This window comes from Chryseobacterium kimseyorum (assembly GCF_025971945.1).
Lineage (GTDB): Bacteria > Bacteroidota > Bacteroidia > Flavobacteriales > Weeksellaceae > Chryseobacterium > Chryseobacterium kimseyorum.
Genome location: NZ_JAPDHW010000012.1, coordinates 1 through 23,253 on the forward strand (window position 1 = coordinate 1; position 23,253 = coordinate 23,253).

Genomic DNA, 23,253 nt, shown 5'->3' on the forward strand with positions numbered 1-23,253 from the left:
TACGGTCTGCGGTCGTCTCATTATGATTGGTAACCAACAGTTGAACAATTGAAACGCCATCCTGCATATCGACAATATACATGTCTGAATCTCCAATTTTTGGTTCCTCGAAATAGAATACCTGATAATTTTTTGAAAACCTTGTCAGAAGGTGTTGAGGTCGCTGGAATACAAAATTCCACGACAGATGACTAAAACATAGTAAGTTCTGCATTTATAATGTGATTTAATTGTTAACAATTTAGTCTTAAAACGCATTCTTTACTATGACTTAAATCATAGAGATGAAATCCTTTTATGATCAGGAATTAAGGCTTTATTTAGAGATAAAATATTACTAATTAAACACTTAGATGTGTGAGAGGGATTATTCACAATAGTGGTACATACACTGGACTACACTTTCGGTCACAAAGAACCGTCGAGGCGAGCCATTATTATGGAAGTGGCATTACGCAACTAAAGGTTTTACGCAAAATTCTAAATGATAATTTCAGTACACAATATCGGCTGAATACTGAATATGATGAGAGAAAAATTTCAGGAAAAGAACTGTTATCAATGTGCGTTTCGAGTTTATGAAATATTTTAATTTGAGCTTTTATCTTTAAAAACTGATAAACATGGCAAAACAATTTTATTTATCTAAAAACGCTGACATATACTCACGGTTCATTCTCGCAATATTATCCAGTGAAATATGTTTCGGGCACTCCACTTCACAGGCTCCAATTACTGAGCAGTTTCCAAAACCTTCATCATCCATTGCTTTTACCATATTCAGAACTCTTCTTTTAGCCTCCACTTTTCCCTGCGGTAATAAAGCTAAATGTGACACTTTCGCACCTACAAATAACATTGCTGCGCCGTTCGGGCAACTTGCTACGCAGGCTCCACAGCTGATGCAGGCTGCAGCATCCATGGCTTTATCCGCATCATCTTTGTCAACAGGAATCGAGTTTGCATCCAAAGTATTTCCTGATGTATTAATGGATATAAATCCTCCGGCTGCCATTATACGGTCAAAAGAGCTGCGGTCAACCATTAAATCTTTGATCACCGGAAATGCAGTACTCCTGAATGGTTCTATCACAATAGTCTGTCCGTCGCTGAACATTCGCATGTGAAGCTGGCAAGTCGCAATTCCGGTATCCGGACCATGTGCTCTTCCATTGATAAATAAGGAACACATCCCACAGATACCTTCCCTACAGTCATGATCAAATGCAATGGGTTCAAGATTTTCGGCAATGAGGTTAGCATTCAGCATGTCAAGCATTTCCAGAAAAGAAGATTCTGTAGAAACTTCGGATATTTTGTAGATATCGAAGCGACCTTTAGTTTTGCTGTTTTTCTGTCTCCAGATCTTCAGCGTCAAATTTAATTTTTTCTTTATGTTCATAATAATCGTGTTTATCGTAAAATGCAAAAGTATTTGAGATAAAGCTACAACGCAGATAAATGCTTTACTATGAGGTAAGTCATACAAAGTGCAGTTATTAGTAATTATTTTTACTGAAAAATACAGGATTAGCTGCTTTTAAGAAAATAAATGAATGAAAGCCGTTAAAATGTAAGTTGTGTATTATTATAGAATTATTTGATTTATTTAAGAAAGAGAGCAGCCGTTTGGCTGCTCTCTTTGATTTTTTTTCGGATCTGGTTAGATTTTACTGATCAGGTCTTACAGGCTGAACGTCACCGGTAGGCATTGACTGAAACAGTGATGGAAAGACCATCTGCAGGATAAAATATACCAATATTGTTAAAGGTATTAATGAAAATAATACGATAATTAAGACGTTGGGTCTGTTCTTCTTTGTTGATTTGGGTTCCATAAAATTTTATTTAAATATTTGTGAGTAATGCTCTTAGAATGTATCAACTCAATAATCATTTACTTGATTGCTGAATTGCAGTTGTAATTACTTTAACTTATCAATTTACTGACCAATTTTCACAAAATTATTTTTCTTGTCCTTTAATGAGGTTTGAAGATTTTGAATAACTAGGTTGTCAGTCACTCTGTTCCACTAATCAAATCATTCGTTATCGCAATTGGTGGAAATCAATAATCGTTAATGGATGCATTATTCAGTTGCTAATCTTGATGCTGTGTGCTGTTATTTGGCTCGGATGTCTGGCGACTCAGCGTATCGGAGATTTCGGGCACTGTTTTAATGGTATCTGATCTTTTATCATTGACTGTTTCTTTCGAATTTTTCCCGTTCTGATATTGGGTTTCAGATTTTGTACAGCCTGTCAGGGCAAGCAGGCATAGGGTGACAGCTAATTTCATATTAGTAATTTTTTGGTTGCTTCAAACTTACAACAGATACAGGTACCTGTTTATGATAATAATCACAAGACTGCTTTTTGCAGTTTTAGATATAAATAAACGACTCTATTGTTTGCACTTTACCTTTCAGTACCAAGATCCGTCTTCCTTTAAAAATAAAGTGATCAAAGATTTGTAATTAGAATTTAAATAACGACAAATGTGATTTAAATCATAAGATGCTGTCAACTATCAGTGTAGATTTGTTATACCACTGACTACGATTAAATGTCGTCTCCGTTTTAACAGGGAACAAACAGTCAGCCTCACGATCAAGTCGTCTCATAAATATCAGTAAAGAGACAGTACATTTATTTTTCATGTCAATTTCCACTATTCTTCTCAATGGATTGCTGTTAGCGATGGCCGATTGCATACAGCACATTACGATCACCGTCGTAATCTGATTATTCTTTGATAGCATTAGGTATGGAATCTACTCAACCAACCATAAAAATTTCTTAAACATGTCTATTAGAGAAGATCTTTTGTACGCCGTAGGTGCAACAGAAGAACATTACAGTGCCGGCGATTATATTTTTCGTGAGAGCACTATGCCCCAATTTTATTATCAAGTCTTAACAGGTGAGGTTAAACTCAACAATTATATGGATGACGGCAAAGAATTTATACAAAATATACTGAGAAGGGAAGAATCTTTCGGAACGTCGATGTTATTTATTCATAAAGTATACCCTGTCAATGCGGTTGCGATCTCAAAATGCATCATTATCAAATTACGCAAAGAAAGTTTTTTCAAACTTCTGGAAGATCAGCCTCATTTATATCTTGAAGTTTTTAAATCTCTGTCAGAAAGATTATACAAGAAATTTGTTCTGATGAGAAAAATTTCCTGTCATAATGCCTCAGAGAGGTTGAAAGAAGTTATGCAGCTGATGAAGCAGGAACAGGACAATCAGTCTCCATTTTCGTTTGAAGTACCGCTGACGAGACAGCAGTTGGCATCGCTCACGGGCCTCTGCATTGAAACAACCATACGCACCATCAAAAAAATGGAACGCGAAAAAATCCTCCGTATTAAAGACCGAAAAATTTTATACTAAATTCTTTTACGTGTGATTCAAAGCATAAGAATGTTTGTATTCATTCTCTACATTTGTACAGATTGATACGTAGCAATACGTATAAATTTTTTTTCATCATTTGTGTTTTTACCTTCTCTTCGGAGAAGGTTTTTTTATTTGAGATATTTCACAAAATTTGAAACGGAACAGTATAACTAAAGATTTAAGTCAGCCTTATTATCTTCTTTATTATTGACTATGATTAAGGTCATAAGAGAGTTTCTGGTATAAAGATAGCTTTACTTAAAGACGTTAAGCCTGAAATGATACGATCTGCCAACTTAATTTTTAAAGATTAATTTTTTATAAAAACAGTCAATCAGGCAATAATAAACCACCACAAGTAAAAATACCTATGTCAGAAAAAGAAGAAACAGAATTTAGAGGTGGCCAGGGACAGGTTCTTGACCCTGAAACCTACCGTGACTCTATAGGAACCATGGAGCAGTCTGGCAAAAGAAAATGGATTTTCCCCAAAAAACCAAAAGGCCGCTACACCAATTACAGAAATATTGTGGCTTACACCCTTCTGCTATTTTATTTTGCAGTGCCTTTTATTACGATCAACGGAAATCCTTTTTTGCAGTTTGATTTAATTAACCGTCAGTTTTTCATCGTTGGTCTTCCTTTTTATCCACAGGATTTTTACCTCTTGACTATAGGCGCAATTGTGTCACTCATCTGCATTATTATTTTTACCATCGCATTCGGAAGAATTTTTTGTGGCTGGATCTGCCCTCAAACAATCTTTCTCGAAAGTGTCTTCAGAAAAATTGAATACCTCATCGAAGGTGACCGTAACCGTCAGATGAAACTGGACAGACAGGAGTGGAATAGCGAGAAAATCTGGAAAAGAGCTTTGAAGTGGACAATCTACGTCATTCTGTCTCTTATTTTTACTCACTTTATGTTTATGTACGTTGTTGGATATAAAGAGGTTATCAGAATTGTTTCTGAAGGACCCCTTGCGCATCCGACTAATTTTATTGTCATGATTTTACTGAGTGCTGCATTCTATTTTGTTTTTGCGTGGTTCAGAGAACAGGTTTGTACATTGGTCTGCCCTTACGGAAGACTTCAGGGAGTTTTGATTGACAAAGAAACCATTAATGTTTTTTACGATTATAACAGAGGAGAAAACAGAGCAAAATGGAGAAAAGGTGAAGACAGGAAAGCTGCAGGCAAAGGAGACTGTATCGACTGCTACCAATGTGTGGTGGTCTGCCCTACCGGGATTGACATCAGAGATGGGCAGCAGTTGGAATGTGTAAATTGTACAGCATGTATCGATGCGTGCGATGAAGTAATGGATAAGGTGGGATTGCCAAGAGGATTGGTTCGCTATGCTACAGAAAAGGAAATTGAAACTCAAATTCCTACAAAATTTACGACCAGAATGATGACCTTTCTGATTATCCTGATCGGATTGCAGATATTTTTAGGTTTTATGCTGTACAACCGTCCGGAGATGGAAGTAAAATTTATAAAACCCGCAGGAAGCACATTCTTTGTTAGAAATAATCATATCACCAACACTTACAGCTATACTTTTTTAAATAAAACCAACGAGAAAAAAACAGTAACTATTAAAGTGTTAGAACCTGCGAATGGCCAAATTGGTTACAGTTCTTCCAGCAAAATTGTTGTTCAGAGAGATAAAATTACCAAAGGCTCTGTAACCATCAGCTTTCCGGAGACAGAAATGAAATTATCTAAGCAAAATATCAGCATTGGAGTCTACGATGAAAAAGGCGAACTGCTCGACACGTATGACACTTACTTTGAAGGTCCGTTCAAATTGCAGTTTTAAAAATGATTCAGAAACATTTGCACGATTGAGCTTATGCACAATAAGTCACTTTTATTTGAACATTTATGTTTAAGTTGACTGTAAACTCTTTTTCAAAATACTCTGAATTATTTGGACGTAATCAAATGAATATAAACTTATTTTTTACTTAAATTTTCAAATAAAAGTTTAGGATTTGAAAGTGCATCCATTCCGTACATATTAAGAACTACAATCAGGTAAATTATGTAGGTTGCACTCATCGCAATCCCAATAATACTGAGTGTACGTCCTGTCTTAAGGCTATCGAAGTTATTAAAACCGTCTTTATTTTTAACATATACTGCATAGTCTTTGCGATAGAGTATTAATGCAATAATTCCTGTAGCAATTCCCGGAATACCATAACAGCAGCACAGTGCTATTGAGGAAATTCCTAAAACGAGTACAGCTGTTGCGTAAGGAAGTTTAGATTTTCCTTGGCCGGAAGATTTCGAAAGATCCATTTTTTAGATTAGGTTTAAATAAAATTTTAAAAAAACAATCACTTAATTTCGCCGTCAGTTGCTCTCATTTTGTTGAAAACTTTGAATATAACCGGCAGTGTTTGACATAATTATTTTACAAAGTATCAAATGTAAATGGATATTCCCTCATTTTTCTATGACAATGATCATAAGAAAATTGGTGGATGGAGATTTTGCGTTCGACAGTTATCAAATTATCTTGGCCGAAGAAGCAAGACATATCCGTGTATCATCATTAAATTTGGTCATCTGCAAATTAAAAATTTTGTTAATTCCATCAGGATAATTGCGAGCAACCGCTTAAATATAATTTCCTTTCTGGCCATTGCTTATACAACATTAATGATAGTGCAAATTAATTAATATGAATATTTGTCATTTTCAGGATGTTAAAGTTTAACCTTTATCATTACCTTTACATTCCACCGAACTAATCTTGATTACCATGAAAAAATTAATACTTTTTCTTTTGCTTGCATTTACTGTGATTTCCTGTGGTGAAGAGTGCTACAATGCACCTCAGCCGATCCTTTTTGAGTTCGTTGATGCTAACGACCAGAATCTGATTACCAATGGTACTCTAAATCCTTTTTCAATCAGTGATGAAAATCAAGTTGGAGTACAGCTTACAAAAACTGATGATGGAAAAGTCATCCTGGAAAATGTGGGTGCTTTTAACGGTATAAAAAATTACAAATTTTATTCTCCGAGCAGAATTTTTGATTTTTCAATAGAGTCCTCAGAATTCAAAGGAGGCTGCGATGGTTATGAGATTAATAAACTAACATTTAAAGGTATCAATATTGACGTCAAAGATGAAAGCGGCTACTATAAAATTATCCTGAAGTAGTAACTCACCTGTTCTTTATCACAAATTGCCCGTTTCGGTAAATATTATTTTTATTGTGCACAAATTATCTTACTTATTATTAAGACAAACTGACATCAATTTTATAAAATATTCATTAAAGTTTCTGCAAAATATTTTTAAAACATAATATCTTAGAGTTACCTTTGTCCTACAATTTCCTTTCTAGATTTATTTAAAACTCATCAATGCTCAAAAAAATCACTTTTGTTTTTGGATTTCTTTTTATATTAAATTCCTGTACGGTTCAACAAAAAATAGCATCAGAAAATAACTGGTACGCTTTTTTAAAAACGAATTCAGAGAAACTGGAATCCTCAAAAATCTATGAATTCTCCGACGGAATGATTAGAATGCATGGCGGAAATATTGGCTATCTGATGTCTCAAAAAAGTTATCGCAATTTTGAACTGAGCTTAGAATACCGATGGAATATGGATGAAAAATATACAGGCAAAGGCAAAAAAAACAGTGGCGTGATGTACAACATTCCATCAGATTCTCCTGACAAAGTCTGGCCTAAAGGAATACAGTTTCAAATAAAAGAGAATACCACCGGAGATTTTATCTTTTTAGATCAGATTACGGCTAAGGTAAACGGAAAAGCAACCGAAGCCGGAGCAAGCGTTACCTCTCCCAAATTCACCGATAATGAAAGACCTTACGGTGAATGGAATTCTGTTGTTGTAAGATCATTCAACGGCCACATCAAACAGTTCTTAAATGGAAAATTGGTTAACGAATGTACAGATGCTACTTCTGCTGAAGGACGGATCTCTCTGAATTACGAAGGTTCTGCCATTGATTTTAAAAATATTGTAGTTAAAAAAATATCGAAAAACTAATCGCTGATTTATATAACCCAATACATATGATAAGTTTTCTTTTATTATTAAAAGAGATCAGAACATTACGATTGTAGCCAAAAATTTACTTAAAAAACTTCAAGTTACATTGTCATTGGAACGTCCATCAGTAAAATTTCTGTACCTTCTGTGGTTGATTTAATATGTAATTCTGAAATATCCCAAACTCCGAAGCCGTCCCTTGTTTCCACTGTCTGTCCTTCAATTTCTGCGCTTCCCTTTAAAACAAAAACATAAACGCCGTTTCCTTTTTTTCTGATTTGATAAGTTGTTTCAACATTATTTTCAAAGTTTCCCAGGTGAAACCATGCATCCTGATGAATCCAAACACCTTCATCATCAGCACTGGGAGACAGAATCTGTTGAAATTTATTCTGACTTTTTCCTTTGTCTAAACTGATCTGGTCATATCTTGGTGCCACATTCCTTTTGTTTGGATAGACCCAAATCTGCAGAAACTTCACTGAGCTGTCACTATTTTTATTGAATTCGCTGTGCATAATTCCGGTTCCGGCACTCATCACCTGAATATCTCCACTTCTGATGATTGCGGAATTTCCCATACTGTCTTTGTGTTCCAAATCACCTTCCAAAGGAATACTGATGATCTCCATGTTATCGTGGGGATGCGTCCCGAAACCTCTACCCGCTTCCACTATATCATCATTCAAAACTCTGAGCACACCAAAATGCATTCTTTCAGGATTATGATAATTTGCAAAGCTGAATGTGTGATTGCTTACCAGCCAACCGTGATCAGCCTTCCCTCGGGAATCTGCTTTGTGAATCACAGAATTGTCTTTGATTTTGGACTCTGGATTGGGCAAATGATTGTATCCAATCGGTTCTAGCGGCTCAATTTCGTCGATTTCATTTTTCATTGTATTTCCCAGTGATGCAGTTGCTACGAACATCCCTGTTCCCAATAATCCTTTCTTTAAAAAATCTTTTCTGTCCATATCTTTTGGTAATTAATCTGTTATTGATCGTACAAATCTATGGTGATTGAAATTGCTGGGCATTTAACTAGTTTAATAAATTAAATTTTTTGTCATCCAATTAAAGATTCGACGTAATTAAACAAAAATTCAAGACTTAGAAACTTGTGCTAAAAATTTAAAATTAATTCTAAAACTCCCAAAATCGTGAAAATTCATAGTCAGTTATCATTAGAATATCTGTCTCACGCGGCGGAGAGTGGGAATATTTTTTATTATTGAATTAATTCGGCGAATTCTTTTTCTCGATTTCATAAGGAGAAAAATGATCCGTTTTTTATTTTTCTTTTGTCGCCAAACGCTTTCTGATCGTGCTTACAAATTCTTTAGAAACTCCGAGATAAGAAGCAATGTAATATTGAGCAACACGCTGCGGAATCGTTGGATATACTTTGATAAACTCCAGATATCGGTCTGATGCACTTTTTGAAATAGTGTTCACCAAACGGTTTTGAAGTGTAAACAGGTTTCGCTGAACCAGCATACGGAAAACTCTTTCGAATTTTGGGATTTCCTGCAGCAACTTTTCTTTGGTCGTCGGATTCAGCATAAAAATTTCTGAATCTTCAATTGTTTCGATATACAAATTGGAAGGTTTCTGATCCTGAAACGAAGCGATATCACTGATCCACCAATCTTCGATAGCAAACAGAATCGTCACTTCAAAACCATTATCATCAAGATAATACGCCCTCAGACAGCCTTTATGAATAAAACCTTCAAACTGGCAAACTTCCCCTTCCCGCAACAAAACTGTTTTCTTCGGGATGGTTTCACAAACCAACAGATCAGTGAATATTTTCTCTTCTTCGCTGCTCAGACTGATAAAACGGGTAACGTTCTTGATGATATTTTCAAACATAAATTAAGTTTACGGCTGCAAATTAGGGAAAAGCGCGTAAACTTCGTTCTTTAAAAGTCCGCTTCCACCGCCGTAATGGTCGATCACCTTAACATCTTTATCCAAATTCTGGCAGAAAACTTTTATTTCATTTTCAAATTCCTCATCCAAACCGGAACTCAAAAGCACAATATCTACCTGATTAGCTTTAATATAATCATAGCAGACCGTTTCATCACTTTTGATTTCTGCGTTCCAGCCTTCATTATTTTCGATAATTCTTTTTAATGTATCAAGTATCTCCTGATTTTTTCCAATGACTAAAAAATTTAAGCTTTCCATTTGATATTTGTTGTATTGAAGTTAATTTTCAGGAGCTTCATCCTGCTAGTAATTTATGCTGAGCTTGTAGAAGTGCTATATATTTTTTCCGCCGACAATGCCAACCGCAAAAGAAAGGACGCAATACCTATCGTGGCTAAGGATTTGGTCTGAATTATAAATGTTTGGTACCCGTAATTTTCAGTTCGTTAAGATCCAGTTGTGATTCCGCTTTTCTTACTTCATCCTCACTGAACAGATTTTCACGTTTTATCTTGAACAGTTCTTTTCTCTGCAATGCGAAAATATCCAGCATAATTTCGTGGTATTCATTTAAATCATTCCGTCTGTTGGTGCACATTTCCAGAGATTCAAGGTGACCTTGTTGCTGCAAAATATCGTTTTCGATCGTTTGTTTAAAATTTTCAACCAAACTGTTGGTTTCCAGATTGGACTGGTATTTTTCATTCAGTAGGTCCACCGCAAGATTATCCAATCTAATTTGAATACTCGCCTGTTGTTCGTGGGAAGGCAGGATGTTATCAATTTCACCAATTTTCGTTAATTTAATAATCAGTGGCAATGTCAAACCCTGAAAAACCAACGTCACAAAAATCACTACAAACGTTATAAAGATAATCAAATTCCGGTGCGGAAATTCCGCCTGTTCATTCATCATCACCGGAATGGATAAAGCCGTTGCCAGAGAAACCACGCCGCGCATTCCTGCCCAACCGATTATCAATGGGTTTTTCCAACCCGGACTCGGATCTTTACGCACTTTTTTGCTCAGCCATCTCGGTATGTGCGCCACAGGATAAATCCACAACATCCGAACAACAATTACAATTAAGCTGATAATTAAACCATATTTAATTCCATCCATCAGAGATGTTTCGCCTAATCCATCCACAATATCGGGAAGTTCTAAACCAATCAGAACAAAAACCAATGCATTCATCACGAAAATCAATGTATTCCAGACGCCGGTCATATTCATTCTTGTGGTTCCGGTCTTAAAGATTTCGTGCGACCGGAACGAAATAAAAAGTCCTCCACTCACTACAGCCATTACTCCCGAAAAATGAAAATGCTCCGCCGAAAGAAATAAAATATAAGGTGTCATGACTGTTAACGCTGCATCAATTGCCGGCGTTGTTGGCAAAAATCTGTGAATGGCGTAAAAAATATGCGCTCCTACAATTCCGACTACAACACCCATCCCCGCAACAAGGAAAAACTGACCCGTTGCTTCCTGCATAGAAAATACTCCTGTCATGACTGCCGCCAAAGCAAATCTGAAAACAATTAGCGATGACGCATCATTGATGAGACTTTCACCTTCCAGCATTGCAATCGTCCGTTTGGGAACTTTTAAACCTTTCAAAACTGTTGTCGCTGCAATCGCGTCAGGTGGCGAAACAATTCCGCCCAGCAAAAACCCCATCGCCAAAGTGAATCCCGGAATCAAAGCCTGTGAAGCAAATGCCACAACAATCGAAGTCAGAAAAACCAATCCAAAAGCCAACAGCCCGATGGTGCGTTTCCATTTCCAGAAATCGTTCCACGAGGTGTACCAGGCGGCTTCATACAATAATGGCGGTAAAAAAATAAGGAAAATAATATCAGGATCCAGTTTCAAAACGGGAACTCCGGGAATTAAACTGATTCCCAGTCCTGCCAATACCAAAAATATTGGATAAGCGATTTTGATTCGCTGCGCCAGCATGACCAGCAGCATTACGACCAACAGGAGTCCGAGTATGAGTAGTAAATCTTCGTGCATAGTTATTTGTTTAGAAGTTTGATGTGAGATGCCAGATCTGCAATTTTGTGTTTATATAAAATATCTTGTATCTTGTATCTTTTATCTTTTATCCTTTATCTTTTATAAATGTAAAAAAAGTGAAGTTCTTTCCATTGTTTCAAGGTTTTTAGTTTTGTGACCTTTTCCGGAAACATCTTCTACCAAAAGGATTTCACCGGTCTGAAATTTCCGGATTTCTCCAAGCGAAGTTTCAATTTCCACACCGCCATCCAAAAGTACGATATATTGCTTTTGCGGAGCGTGGTGAAAACCGTAATCATAATCAGCAGAAACTTTTCTGAATGGAATTTCGAGGTCTTCGAAATGTGATTCACCGCGTTCGTCACTGAATATTCTTGTGATTTTCATATTATTTTATTGAAATTTCTTTTGTCTTGAAACAAAAGAAACAAAAATTCAAGACTTGGAACTCTAATGCTAAAAATTAAAATTTAATCCTAAAATTCCCAAAACTTGCGCGAATTCAGTATTCATCCTTCGATTCAAAATTTATGTCGCGCTTCGAACAGTAGGAATTTTTTGACGGATTAATTTTAAATTTTCTTAACGCTTCATTTTCCAATGTCGATTTAATTTCTAATTTATAAATGTAAAAAAAGTGAAGTCCTTTCCTTTTTTTCAAGGTTTGTAGTTTTGTGACCTTTTCCGGAAATATCTTCTACCAAAAGGATTTCACCGGTCTGAAATTTCCGGATTTCTCCAAGCGAAGTTTCAATTTCCACACCGCCATCCAAAAGTACGATATATTGCTTTTGCGGAGCGTGGTGAAAACCGTAATCATAATCAGCAGAAACTTTTCTGAACTGCAGTTTTTTGACATTGATATCTTCTGAGAGAAATCCAATTTCACCCTGATTGATTAATGGAATTTCGAGGTCTTCGAAAAGAGATTCACCGTTGTCGTCACTGAATATTTTTGTGATTTTCATATTATTTTATTGAAATTTCTTTTGTCTTGAAACAAAAGAAACAAAAATTCAAGACTTGGAACTCTAATGCTAAAAATTTAAATTTAATCCTAAAATTTCCAAAACTTGCGCGAATTCAGTTTTCATCCTTCGATTCAAAATTTATGTCGCGCTTCGAACAGTGGGAATTTTTTGACGGATTAATTTTAAATTTTCTTAACGCTTCAGTTTCCAATGTCGATTTAATTTCTAATTTATAAACGTAAAAAAACTGATGTCCTTTCCTTTGTTTCAAGGTTTTTGGTTTTGTGGCCTTTCCCGGAAATATCTTCTACCAAAAGGATTTCACCGGTCTGGAATTTCCGAATTTCTCCAAGCGAAGTTTCAATTTCCACACCGCCATCCAAAAGTACGATATATTGCTTTTGCGGAGCTTGATGAAAACCGTAATCATAATCAGCAGAAACTTTTCTGAACTGCAGTTTTTTGACATTGATATCTTCTGACAGAAATCCAATTTCACCTTGGTTTATTAATGGAATTTCGAGGTCTTCGAAATGAGATTCACCGTTTTCGTCACTAAATATTTTTGTGATTTTCATAGCTTATAGGATTTGGCAAAAGCCAATTGAATTATTTTAATTGATAAAACGGGCTAAAGCCCGTTCCTATTGATTCCAAAATGGTGTTTATTTGTGAAAACATTCGTGTTAATTTGTGTTTAGAAATTATTTAAAAACAATTGAATTCGCCAGTTCAATTTCCTCCTCGTTAATAGAATGTCCGAAATTGGCGTACACTTTTTCTGTAACATCAGCGTTCATTTCTTTCAAAATATTGGCAGTTGCATACACTCTTTCCACAGGAACGTGGAAATCAGGATTACTTGTACCAAGGAAAATCGGGGTTTGAGCAAAATCACCCCTGTAATTTTCACGGTTAATTTTATCACCAATTACCCCACCGATGATAGCCACTGCCCCACCAAATTTCTGTGCGTTTCTTGCCAGAAATTCTAAACTGAGACAGGCACCCTGCGAAAATCCAAAAAAGTAAATATTCTCAGCTTTAATTCCTGCATCCAATGCCGTTTTCACGGTTTTACCTACAGTTTCAATCGCTGAAGACAGCCATGGTTCATTTTGTTCAACCGGAGCAATGAAAGAAAATGGATACCAACTTCCATTCGTTGCCTGTGGTGCCAACAAAGCATAATCTTCAACACTTAAATGTTGGGACAGGCTCAATATATCCTGCGCACTTCCTCCTCTACCGTGAATCATTATTAAGACTTTCTCAGCCTGTTCAAGCGGTTTTCCTGATGTTTTTATATCTAGTGTATGACTCATTTTATCTAAAATTTTTCTGTTGGATAATTAATTTTTGGAAGAATGTCTATCAAATGTTCTCTCTTTTCTTCAAACTGTTCAGGCAACATTAAATCTTCCCCTAGTGAAGCCAGTTCCTCATCGACATCGAATCCCGGACCTGAAGTTGCGATTTCAAATAAAACGCCGCCCGGTTCTTTAAAATATACGGATGTAAAATATTTCCTGTCTTTCACTTCGGTATGTTCCAGCCCAAATCTGTTTAATTTTTCAGTCATTTCAAGCTGAGTTTGTGCATTAGGTGTTGCAAAGGCGACATGATGTACAGTTCCTCTTCCCGCCAGTCCTTTCAGAGAATCAGGCATTGTCAGCAGATCCACATACTTTCCGGGAATATCTTCCGTACCTAAACGGATTCTATTAGATGACTCCGAAATAATTTTGTGATCCATCTGCGTGGTCAAAAGTGCTGCTGTTCTTGTATAATCATTCAGCCAAATTTCAACGTGATGAAGACCTTTGATGGCGTTGTCTTTCGGGATAAATCCATTATCATAGCCTTTTCGCTCATCCTTGTTATTGAAAACCAATTCCAAACCGAGTCCGTCAAAATCCTCCAGATAAATGAAAGCTTCACCCGAAAATCTTTCCTGTGGCTGTTTGTAAGGAATATTAAATTCATCAAAACGATTTAACCAATAATCCATCGCATCCATTGAAACCGAAAATGCGGTTGTGTTAAGCATTCCTTTGCCGTGTCTTCCGTTTGCCAGACCTTTTCCATACGGAAAGGTAGTCATGATGGTTCCGGGAGTTCCAAATTCGTCCCCGAAATAGAAGTGATAAACGTCAGAATATTCAAAATTAACGGTTTTCTTAATCAGTCGAAGTCCTAAAACTCCGGTGTAGAAATCTATATTTTCCTGGGTATCGCCTGTGATTGCGGTTACGTGGTGAAGTCCTGTGATGAGTTTCATAGCTATTGGATTACTGATTTTGATTATTGATTATTGATTATTGATTATTGATTATTGATTATTGATTATTGATTATTGCTAAGATATTGTCTTTGTGAAATTTGGGCGATGACCTATGATAACTTCGGTAAAACCTGTTCGATTTTTTCACGTAAAGCTTCGTGCTGTTTTGGAAGTTTAAGATTTTGTCCCAATTCATTCAAAGGCTCATCCACAGTAAATCCCGGATTATCAGTTGCAATTTCGAATAAAACCCCACCCGGTTCGCGGAAGTACAGTGAGTAGAAATAATCTCTGTCGATTTTTGGTGTGATGCTGAAGCCTGCAGACAGTACTTTTTCACGGAATTCCATCAAGACCTGATCATCTTTCACCCGGAAGGCAACGTGGTGGTTGGTTCCCGCTGCATTTCTGCCAGCTGCAATTTTATCGCTCTCGATAATATCGACAAGATTTGCTGTTTCAATAGCATCTGTTGCAAAACGGTATCTTTCGTTTTCCTGTTTTTGAAGATCATAACCAAAAATATCGGTCAGTACCTTGATCGTTGGATCTGCTTTCTTTAAAGTTAAAGTGATGTTATGGAAACCTTTTAAAGCATTTTCATCTTTAATATCATCCGTGGTCCACACTTTTCTGTCATCAGGACTTTCAGATTCGATGAACTGTAATTGTAAGCCGTCCGGATCCTGGAATGAAATCAATTTTTCACCAAAAATTTCACCTTCCTCAAAAGAAATATTCAATTGCTGAAATCTGCCTTTCCAGAATTCCAGGCTTCCTTTCGGAACTGAATAACCGATATGTGTTGCTAAACCGGAACCATTGGTGCCTTTACCAATTCCTTCCCATGGAAAGAAAGTCAGGATCGTTCCGGGACTTCCTTCTTCATTTCCGAAATAAAAATGATAAGTTCCAGGATCATCAAAGTTCACCGTTTTCTTTACCAGTCTTACTCCCAAAACCTGAGTATAAAAATCTAAGTTTCTTTTTGCGTTGTCTGCGATCGCTGTGATGTGGTGCAGTCCTAATATTCTATTTTCCATTTTTTATCTGTTTAATTTTGATATAACAAATGTATGGCGGATAGAAATGCTGGACATTTAACTAGTTTAATAAATACACCCATTGAGCAAACTCCTTTCGCAAGCAAAAAATCAATTCAAGTTTAATTTATTTTTATGATAAATTATAGCAGGCAATTATTATATAAAAAAAAGCAAACTGAATTTTAACTCAGTTTGCTTCTATACGTGAAACTATTGTTTCTAATTTTCTAAATATTTTTTGATCTTATCTTTTGGAATTAAGTCCAATAAAGTATTAACATCAATTATTTTATGTTCATTAATAATACTTTCAACTGATTTGGCAGCACCTTTCTGATTGATAAGCTGTTCTAAAAGTCCATACACATTCACCATTTTTTTGTGCGTATTCTCCTCGTCACCGCCAAACCAAGAGCCGTTAAAATAGTGACTGACATAATTTTTCGGCAAGTCCTGTGAGAAATACACGGAAGGATAAAGCGTAACATCATGCTTCAGCTTTTGAATAGTATCACTGTAACGGTCTGCGCCGTAATCTTTCTCAAGCATTTCAGAGAAAATATCGGTATTGATACGTTCTACAAAACCCTCCTGTTTATCATAATATGCTACAAAATCTTTCGATAACTGGTGGTTGGGTTCTGCCATCCAGAAAGCGGAATATGGAACTCCTTTTACTTCAAATCCGCAAACGGCCTTTTCATCAAGAAATTCATCGAGAGGAAGTTTTAATTCCATATCGGTGTCCATATAAATCCCTCCATGTTCATACATTATTTTTGAGCGGACATAATCTGAAACGAAAGCCCATTTTTTCTGAGCGAAAGCTTCTTTCACATAATTATTATCTTCCAGTGGCGCATTGGTTTCATTCCATTCAACGATTTCAAAATCCGGATGAATCTTTTTCCATGAGGCAATGCAGTGCTCTGCCAATTCATCTTTTGGATGGTTACCAAACCAACAGTAATGTATTTTTTTAGGAATCATATATTTATTTTTTAATTATTAATCTTGATGGTCACAAAGCGTCTGACACTTTCCAACTGATTGCAAATATTAAACCTTAGTGGATTCTCACTTAAAATATTTTATTATTTTGAAAAAATTATCAGATTTAGAATATATCACTGCAATTACTGATTGAATGGCACATTTATTCCTTTCATAATAGCTGTCTTACAATCACACCAGTATTCATTAAAATATTTCTATGAAACAGAAAACAAATAATCGTTACCAGCCTAAAAAATATGTAGAAATCACCAATCCAGAATGGGTAAAGAATGCTACACTCTATGAACTGAATATTCGTCAGTTTTCAGAAGAGAGAACTTTCAAAGCGATTGAAAAGCATCTTCCAAGGCTAAAAAAAATGGGTATCGATATTATTTGGCTGATGCCGGTACAACCCATCGGTCTTACCAACCGCAAAGGAAGTCTGGGAAGTTACTATTCTGTAAAAGATTATTTAGGAATCAATGAAGAATTTGGAACCGAAAAAGATTTTAGACATCTTGTAGAAGCCATTCATAAAAAAGGAATGTACGTGATCATCGATTGGGTAGCCAATCATACAAGCTGGGATAATGACATGGTTACTCAGCATCCTGAATGGTACATGAAATCACGGAAGGGAATGTTTCAGTCAACTCCCTGGAGAGATTATGATGACATCATCGATTTAGACTACAGCCATCCAGACCTCAGAAAATATATGACGGACGCTTTGAAATTTTGGATTAAAGAATATGATATTGATGGATACCGCTGTGATATTGCGAGTTTTGTGCCGATCGACTTCTGGGAAAATGTGCGTAAGGAATTAGATGCTGTAAAGCCTGTTTTTATGTTGGCAGAGGCAGAAGACAAGGAACTTCACCGAAAAGCATTCGATTCTACATACAACTGGACGCTCTGGAATATCCTTCACCTCATTGCAACCAACGGAATTAGTGTAAAAATGCTCAGTGAAGCCTACATTGCCGAGCACGTTTCTATCTTCCCAAAAGAAGGGATGCGTATGAATTTCATCGACAACCACGATAAAAACTCATGGGAAGGAAATCAGTACAGTAACTTCGGAGATGCATTGAAAGCAGCAACGGTTTTCACTGTGATGATGGACGGAATTCCATTGGTGTACAGTGGGCAGGAAGCAGGACTGGACCGCTCATTAGAGTTTTTTGAGAAAGATCCCATCGATTGGAAACTTCACGAAAATGAAACTTTGTATACCACACTTTTCGAACTGAAACATCAGAATCAGGCGCTTTGGAATGGCAGCTATGGTGGCGAAATGGTCAGAATTATGAATGACCAGATGGATCAGGTCATTTCCTTTGTACGCGAAAAAAATGGAGATAAAGTTCTGGCATTTTTTAATTTAAGCAAAGAAGCAGTCAGTGTACAGTTTGACACGTCTTTCGACACCGGAATTTATACCGATCTTTTTACGGGGCAACAACAGGCAGTCTCTGAAAAGATGTTACTGGCGATGAATCCCTGGGAATATGTGATATTGCATCTTTCAGAATAAAATCAAATAAGATTTATCTTAAATTTTTAAAGATTGAGATGTTAGGAGGACAAATTCGTTTTTGTATGGGAAGGCATTTTCACTTTAAATATACTTCCCTTTAAAAGTTCAGATTCTACTTCTAAAACGCCCTGATGAATTTCAATAATTCTTTTGACAATAGATAAACCGATACCGTTTCCTGAGTTGTAATTTTTATTATTTCCGCGATAAAACAAGTCAAAGATCTTCAGTTGATCTTCTTCAGAAATCCCAATTCCCCTGTCGATGAATCTAATTTCAATTTCTTTATTCTGAATTTCGATTTCAACATTACACTGCTTCTCTTCAGAATACTTACAGGCATTTTCCATCAGATTAAGAAACGCAATCTGCAACAGATAAGGATTTCCATGAAAATCGTAATTACTCTCGTCCTGATCTGCTGCATGATCCATATAATGAATTCCTACCTTGTAATCTGAATTCTTCTGCAACAAATTCACTTTTGCATCTGCTAGAACCTCATCTAATCTCAATTCAGTAAAACTGATTTGTGATTTATCATAACTCGCCCTTGCAAAATCTAAAAGTGCGGAAGATAGCTCTGAGGCGTGGTTCGCATCCTGCAAAGCGTTATCGACAGAAATTTTGTAGTCATCAACCGTTGTATTGAGATCTTTCGCCAGTTCAAGCTCCGAAATCAATGTTGAAAGTGGCGTCCTGAATTCATGCGAAATAGTAGTAACAAACTGTCGGTGATTGTTAAATGATTTTTCCAAACGGTTGAAAGTGGAATTAAATGTCTCGGTCAGCTCATAAATTTCATCCTTCGCTTTAGGAATCACGAGTCTTTTATGAAGATTATGTTCAGAAATGTCACGAATCTGAACGATAATATCTTTTAAGGGTTTCAACGTATAGTAGGAAAACATAAAACCGACAATAAAAATGATAATGATTGAAATAAAATAAATAACAATAATATCTTCCTTAAATTCAGCCACATGAGCTCTGCCAGTAATATCTACCGCACTTCCGATGATGTAATAACTGATGCCGTCAAACTCATATCTCATTGCCATGTATTGGCGTTCCCTTCTCACCCAGGTGATTTTATTCTGTCCACTTTTTATAAATCGGTCTAAATTTTTCTGATTTTGCGAAGAAGGCGGAATATCCGTAAAAAGCAGTTCTTTGTTATGATTATAGACACTGATATCGGCTTCGTTCAGAATTTTTTTATTTCTTAAATGAAGTTCTTTGATCTTAGCACTGTCAATTTTAGCATCAAAAATAAACTCAGATCTCCAGATAATTTTATATCCTAAACGGTCATTAAACTCATCTTCCCTGTTTTTCTCAGAAACATAATACAACACATACGCAAAAACAAAAAGAATTCCTGCAGTGAGAATGGCATAGCTGAGAGCTGTTCTGGTGGCGATTTTCATGAGAGTTTTGTAAAGATAAATCCAACGCCAGGTTTGGTATGAATCAGTTTTTCATTAAAATTTTTATCGATTTTTTTTCTGAGATAAGCGATATAAACGTCAATATAATTTGTGCCGGTATCAAAGTGATTTCCCCAGACATTTTCAGCAATTTCATCACGGCTTAAGATTCGTTCTGCATTGCTCATCAGGAAAAACAGCAGTTTAAATTCTTTCGGAGTCAGATCAATCTCTTGTCCGTTTCTGAAAACACGGTTTGTATTTTTATTAATGGTCAAATCCTCATATTCCAAAACACTGGACTCTTCTTTTTTCGAATGAACGATGGGTTTCCTGAGTAAAATCGCTTTTACCCTTGCATAAAGTTCTCTGATCTCAAAAGGTTTTACCATATAATCATCTGCGCCGGCATCAAAACCTTCAATTTTTTCATCAATCGTTCCCAATGCCGTCAGCATAATAATGGGAAGTTCAGGATGTTTCTGCTTGATCAGTTTGCTCAGTTCGATACCGTTCATCTGTGGAAGCATAATATCTGTAATGATCAGATCAAAACTGATTCTTTCTACCATAACCAAAGCATCTTCCGCATCTTCAGAGATGTAAATTTCATAACCCTGACTTTCCAATCCTCTTTTCATAAGGCTGGAAACGCGCAGATTATCTTCTATGATTAAAATTTTCATGCAGAGAAATATTTAGAAATTAAGCAAAATCTAATGCCCAAAAGAATATTCAGTTTATTCAGATTCCACTGTTCTTTTAAGCTTCTACAAAGGTATCGTATATTTTTATTTAAAGATAAATGAATAATTTTTTTAATGAATTTCTATAGATTTTCTAATAGTTTTCTAACGATGTTCCCGGTTTTCCAAAACTAATTTTGTCCCGTTGAAATCAACCAACAGAATAGTTTAAGAATCAATATTATGAACAGAAAATATTTTAAAGTCGCAGTCATTTTAGTTTCTGCAATGAATGTTTTTTCCAAAGTAGAAGCTCAGAAAAAGAACGATTTTAATAATCCCGCGCTAACTCATTACCTTAATGATGACCACACAAGATTTATTTCTTTAAGCGGCTACGCAGAGTTGTGGGCAAGATATACCCAGCTGAATCCCGGAAGTTTAATCAACAATGAAGCAAAATCAGATGTTTCAGATTTGTCTTTGCGAAGAGTTCGTGTAAAAATGACTTACAAACCGACAGAGAAACTGATGTTTGTCTTGCAGGGCGGAACGACCAACGTCAATGTCAATGCAAAAGGCAGTAACTATTTTGATTTGTTGGATGCTTACGCTGAATACGCATTTAATGATAAAATACAGTTTGGTGCAGGACGTTCTACTTGGAGAGGTTTATCGAGATTTACGACAGGGCCCTTGAATACTTTGCTGTACGATCTGCCGGCTTATGCAACATCCAATGCAGGCGCAACAGACTACACAGTAAGGGAACTGGGAGCTTATATCAAGGGTCAGCTGGGAAAATTTGATTACCGTTTGGTGGTTGCAGATCCGTACACGATGTCTACTTCTGATCCTAAGGTCAATGTGGCTTCTTTCAGCAAAAATTCTCCCAATAAAGACTTCTCAGGATATTTCAGATATGCATTTTTAGATACAGAAAATATTTCGACGCCGTTTAATTCGGGCACGTATGTCGGGAAGAAAAATGTACTGAGTCTCGGAGCAGGTTTCGATTATATTCATGATGCAATGTGGCACCAGGATTTGGATAAAAACACCATCAATGACGATATGAAAAGCTTTGCCGTTGATTTATTTTATGACGCTCCGCTGAATAAAGAAAAAGGAACTTCGGTAAGTGCTTACGGAATGGCGATGCATAACGATTACGGCCCCAATTATGTTCGTTACGTGGGAACCAATAATCCTGCAACTTCAGTGGATGTGACGCAGGCAAGCTTAAATGGTGCCGGAAATGCAATGCCCGTGATTGGAACCGGGAATACCTATTACGTTCAGTTGGGCGGAACACTTCCCTATCTGAATAAGGAGAAGAAAAATCTTCAGCTTCAACCTGCAGTTGGAATGCAGTTATCTGATTTGAAGGGATTACACGACAACGCGGTAATCTACGATGCCGGAATTTCTCTGCTGATGAACGGTATGTCTTCCCGACTTACTTTTGACGCTCAGAACAGACCCGTTTTTACAGGAGATCCAAGCAATAATGCAGTGGTTTCCGACAGACAGTGGCAGTTTGTTTTAAAATACAGAATCGATTTTAATTAAATAACAATCTATTATGCATTGGGAATCTTGTATTCTTTAAATAAGCGAAACGCCTTTGTTTAGCGCAAGGATCATCAACAAACCACTTCGATTATTACAGAATTACAGTGATTGAATTCACTTTACTTAAAATTTATAATGCAAAAAGTTTAACAAAAATAATATGGAAAGAAGAAAATTTTTATTCCGATCAGTACAGGCTTCGGCTTTGCTGCTGGTTTCGGGAAATATGTTCGCATCAGTTTTACCCAAGTTTAATCCTAAAAAAAATAATAAAGTGTACGCACACAATTTATTCTTCTGGCTCAGAAAAGATCTTTCTGCTGCCGAAGTCAAAGATTTTGAAAATTTCTTTGAAGGTCTTAAAAAACTTCCTTACCAGAAAAATCTACGCTATGGGAAACCGGCAGGATCAAGCCCGCGAAACGTTTTAGACAGCACATATTCTTATAACGCTGCTATGGAATTTGACAGTCTTGAAGAGCTCGAAGCCTACGGACAACTTCCCGAGCATTTGGCTTTGGTTAAAAAATACAAACCCTCTTTCGAAAAAATGTTGGTGTACGACACCGTTTACAATTAATAAAGATTATATTTAAAATGAAAAATTTTATCAAAGGAATTTGCCTCGTATTGGCATTAAGCTCATTCGGAATGAAAGCACAGGAAAAAGAAAACAAAAACCTCAGCATCAAAGTCAATAAAGAGGAATCGAAAGAATACATCCCTGCAGTAAGGCTGATGAATAACCCTGACGGCTCATGTACTTTTGAGAAAGGCAGAATTCCTACGCTGAAACATTTAAACACCACTACGTTCTGGATGAGCAATAAGACGGAAGAATGGGAAAAAAATGCTCATCCCGCTCCCAGAAGACAGTATGTAATCACTTTGAAAGGAAATATCAGATTTAAAGTGACAGACGGCTCTACTTTTATCATCAAACCCGGAACTATACTTTTAGCTGAAGATTTAAAAGGAAAAGGACACAGCTGGAATATGGTGAGAAGCAAATCCTGGGAAAGACTTTATATTCCGATTTCAGAAGATGCAGACGATTATTTTGTATCTGATAAAGATAGAGAACGTGATTAGTAATTAAAAACAACAATAAACAGTTGGTAAATGCTCTCAGTAAATGAGAGGAGAGAATATTGATTTAAAAGAAAAAGAGATTTGCCCAGCCGGTAAATCTCTTTTTATTTTATTTTAATGACTTATTTAATGCTATTTTGGCCTTTATTCTATTGAAAATCTCGTCACTTCGAGTAGATTTTGAAAAAACCGTATTGAGAAGTCT

The 23,253-nt window shown here is 36.3% G+C and carries 27 protein-coding genes; 9 read left to right on the forward strand and 18 right to left on the reverse strand.

What is annotated here, in order from left to right; all coding sequences use genetic code 11:
• The 4 genes from OMO38_RS15405 to OMO38_RS15420 form a co-directional block, all read right to left on the reverse strand.
• A partial coding sequence (locus OMO38_RS15405) for a hypothetical protein (protein WP_264751077.1) occupies positions 1–214 on the reverse strand: 214 nt, incomplete at its 3' end.
• 423 nt (positions 215–637) lie between these two features.
• Complete coding sequence (locus OMO38_RS15410; RefSeq protein ID WP_264751078.1) at positions 638–1,402, reverse strand: succinate dehydrogenase/fumarate reductase iron-sulfur subunit; 765 nt, start codon at positions 1,400–1,402, stop codon at positions 638–640.
• A 268-nt stretch (positions 1,403–1,670) separates the two neighbouring features.
• The gene (locus OMO38_RS15415; protein ID WP_264751079.1) at positions 1,671–1,838 is read right to left on the reverse strand and encodes a hypothetical protein; all 168 of its coding nucleotides are present in this window, start codon (positions 1,836–1,838) and stop codon (positions 1,671–1,673) included.
• Positions 1,839–2,101: 263 nt separating this feature from the next.
• On the reverse strand, positions 2,102–2,299 hold the full coding sequence (locus OMO38_RS15420) for a hypothetical protein (protein ID WP_264751080.1): 198 nt from the start codon (positions 2,297–2,299) through the stop codon (positions 2,102–2,104).
• A gap of 506 nt (positions 2,300–2,805) precedes the next feature.
• Here OMO38_RS15420 and OMO38_RS15425 point away from each other — a divergent pair.
• Together OMO38_RS15425 and ccoG are read left to right on the forward strand one after the other, a co-directional pair.
• The gene (locus tag OMO38_RS15425; RefSeq protein ID WP_264751081.1) at positions 2,806–3,402 is read left to right on the forward strand and encodes a Crp/Fnr family transcriptional regulator; all 597 of its coding nucleotides are present in this window, start codon (positions 2,806–2,808) and stop codon (positions 3,400–3,402) included.
• A 376-nt stretch (positions 3,403–3,778) separates the two neighbouring features.
• Entirely contained in the window at positions 3,779–5,233 is a 1,455-nt protein-coding gene (ccoG, locus tag OMO38_RS15430; RefSeq protein WP_264751082.1) for a cytochrome c oxidase accessory protein CcoG, read from the forward strand.
• A gap of 137 nt (positions 5,234–5,370) precedes the next feature.
• Here the strand turns inward: ccoG and OMO38_RS15435 are convergent, their stop codons facing one another.
• Complete coding sequence (locus OMO38_RS15435) at positions 5,371–5,718, reverse strand: CCC motif membrane protein (protein ID WP_264751083.1); 348 nt, start codon at positions 5,716–5,718, stop codon at positions 5,371–5,373.
• A gap of 163 nt (positions 5,719–5,881) precedes the next feature.
• Here OMO38_RS15435 and OMO38_RS15440 point away from each other — a divergent pair, with 163 nt between their 5' ends.
• From OMO38_RS15440 to OMO38_RS15450, 3 genes are all read left to right on the forward strand, one after another.
• On the forward strand, positions 5,882–6,025 hold the full coding sequence (locus tag OMO38_RS15440) for a hypothetical protein (protein ID WP_264751084.1): 144 nt from the start codon (positions 5,882–5,884) through the stop codon (positions 6,023–6,025).
• A 159-nt stretch (positions 6,026–6,184) separates the two neighbouring features.
• A complete protein-coding gene (locus OMO38_RS15445; protein WP_264751085.1) occupies positions 6,185–6,589 on the forward strand; it encodes a hypothetical protein in 405 nt (134 codons plus the stop codon).
• Between the two features lie 206 nt (positions 6,590–6,795).
• Positions 6,796–7,452 carry a 3-keto-disaccharide hydrolase gene (locus tag OMO38_RS15450; protein ID WP_264751086.1) on the forward strand — a complete coding sequence of 219 codons (657 nt, stop codon included), beginning with the start codon at positions 6,796–6,798 and terminating at the stop codon, positions 7,450–7,452.
• Between the two features lie 104 nt (positions 7,453–7,556).
• On the opposite strand, the gene OMO38_RS15455 is transcribed toward OMO38_RS15450, so the two are convergent.
• The 11 genes from OMO38_RS15455 to OMO38_RS15505 form a co-directional block, all read right to left on the reverse strand.
• A complete protein-coding gene (locus OMO38_RS15455) occupies positions 7,557–8,432 on the reverse strand; it encodes a pirin family protein (protein WP_264751087.1) in 876 nt (291 codons plus the stop codon).
• 316 nt (positions 8,433–8,748) lie between these two features.
• Entirely contained in the window at positions 8,749–9,333 is a 585-nt protein-coding gene (locus OMO38_RS15460; protein WP_264751088.1) for a Crp/Fnr family transcriptional regulator, read from the reverse strand.
• Between the two features lie 9 nt (positions 9,334–9,342).
• A complete protein-coding gene (locus OMO38_RS15465; protein WP_264751089.1) occupies positions 9,343–9,654 on the reverse strand; it encodes a hypothetical protein in 312 nt (103 codons plus the stop codon).
• Between the two features lie 154 nt (positions 9,655–9,808).
• The gene (locus OMO38_RS15470) at positions 9,809–11,419 is read right to left on the reverse strand and encodes a Na+/H+ antiporter (RefSeq protein WP_264751090.1); all 1,611 of its coding nucleotides are present in this window, start codon (positions 11,417–11,419) and stop codon (positions 9,809–9,811) included.
• Positions 11,420–11,521: 102 nt separating this feature from the next.
• Entirely contained in the window at positions 11,522–11,809 is a 288-nt protein-coding gene (locus tag OMO38_RS15475) for a cupin domain-containing protein (RefSeq protein WP_264751091.1), read from the reverse strand.
• 233 nt (positions 11,810–12,042) lie between these two features.
• Positions 12,043–12,390 (reverse strand): cupin domain-containing protein, encoded by a 348-nt coding sequence (locus OMO38_RS15480; protein WP_264751092.1) that lies wholly within the window; start codon positions 12,388–12,390, stop codon positions 12,043–12,045.
• Between the two features lie 233 nt (positions 12,391–12,623).
• Positions 12,624–12,971, reverse strand: a complete 348-nt coding sequence (locus tag OMO38_RS15485) for a cupin domain-containing protein (protein ID WP_264751093.1) — start codon at positions 12,969–12,971, stop codon at positions 12,624–12,626.
• 126 nt (positions 12,972–13,097) lie between these two features.
• The gene (locus OMO38_RS15490; protein ID WP_264751094.1) at positions 13,098–13,718 is read right to left on the reverse strand and encodes an alpha/beta hydrolase; all 621 of its coding nucleotides are present in this window, start codon (positions 13,716–13,718) and stop codon (positions 13,098–13,100) included.
• A 5-nt stretch (positions 13,719–13,723) separates the two neighbouring features.
• Positions 13,724–14,674, reverse strand: coding sequence for a VOC family protein (locus OMO38_RS15495; protein ID WP_264751095.1), 951 nt, complete (start codon positions 14,672–14,674; stop codon positions 13,724–13,726).
• Between the two features lie 113 nt (positions 14,675–14,787).
• Positions 14,788–15,720, reverse strand: coding sequence for a ring-cleaving dioxygenase (locus tag OMO38_RS15500; protein ID WP_264751096.1), 933 nt, complete (start codon positions 15,718–15,720; stop codon positions 14,788–14,790).
• Positions 15,721–15,942: 222 nt separating this feature from the next.
• Positions 15,943–16,713 carry a glycosyltransferase family 32 protein gene (locus OMO38_RS15505; RefSeq protein WP_264751097.1) on the reverse strand — a complete coding sequence of 257 codons (771 nt, stop codon included), beginning with the start codon at positions 16,711–16,713 and terminating at the stop codon, positions 15,943–15,945.
• A gap of 223 nt (positions 16,714–16,936) precedes the next feature.
• Here OMO38_RS15505 and OMO38_RS15510 point away from each other — a divergent pair, with 223 nt between their 5' ends.
• Positions 16,937–18,262 carry an alpha-amylase family glycosyl hydrolase gene (locus tag OMO38_RS15510; protein WP_264751098.1) on the forward strand — a complete coding sequence of 442 codons (1,326 nt, stop codon included), beginning with the start codon at positions 16,937–16,939 and terminating at the stop codon, positions 18,260–18,262.
• A gap of 41 nt (positions 18,263–18,303) precedes the next feature.
• On the opposite strand, the gene OMO38_RS15515 is transcribed toward OMO38_RS15510, so the two are convergent.
• Both OMO38_RS15515 and OMO38_RS15520 read right to left on the reverse strand, forming a co-directional pair.
• Positions 18,304–19,695, reverse strand: coding sequence for a sensor histidine kinase (locus OMO38_RS15515; RefSeq protein WP_264751099.1), 1,392 nt, complete (start codon positions 19,693–19,695; stop codon positions 18,304–18,306).
• Positions 19,692–20,381, reverse strand: coding sequence for a response regulator transcription factor (locus OMO38_RS15520; RefSeq protein ID WP_264751100.1), 690 nt, complete (start codon positions 20,379–20,381; stop codon positions 19,692–19,694). Before OMO38_RS15520 ends, OMO38_RS15515 begins: the two co-directional genes overlap by 4 nt.
• Positions 20,382–20,624: 243 nt before the next feature.
• Between OMO38_RS15520 and OMO38_RS15525 the strand changes: the two genes are divergently transcribed.
• The 3 genes from OMO38_RS15525 (at position 20,625) to OMO38_RS15535 (ending at position 23,048) form a co-directional block, all read left to right on the forward strand.
• Positions 20,625–21,953: a hypothetical protein gene (locus tag OMO38_RS15525; protein ID WP_264751101.1), complete on the forward strand. Its 1,329-nt coding sequence runs from the start codon at positions 20,625–20,627 to the stop codon at positions 21,951–21,953.
• Between the two features lie 163 nt (positions 21,954–22,116).
• The gene (locus OMO38_RS15530) at positions 22,117–22,536 is read left to right on the forward strand and encodes a Dabb family protein (RefSeq protein WP_264751102.1); all 420 of its coding nucleotides are present in this window, start codon (positions 22,117–22,119) and stop codon (positions 22,534–22,536) included.
• A gap of 17 nt (positions 22,537–22,553) precedes the next feature.
• Positions 22,554–23,048 (forward strand): cupin domain-containing protein, encoded by a 495-nt coding sequence (locus tag OMO38_RS15535; RefSeq protein WP_264751103.1) that lies wholly within the window; start codon positions 22,554–22,556, stop codon positions 23,046–23,048.
• Positions 23,049–23,253: the final 205 nt, after the last annotated feature.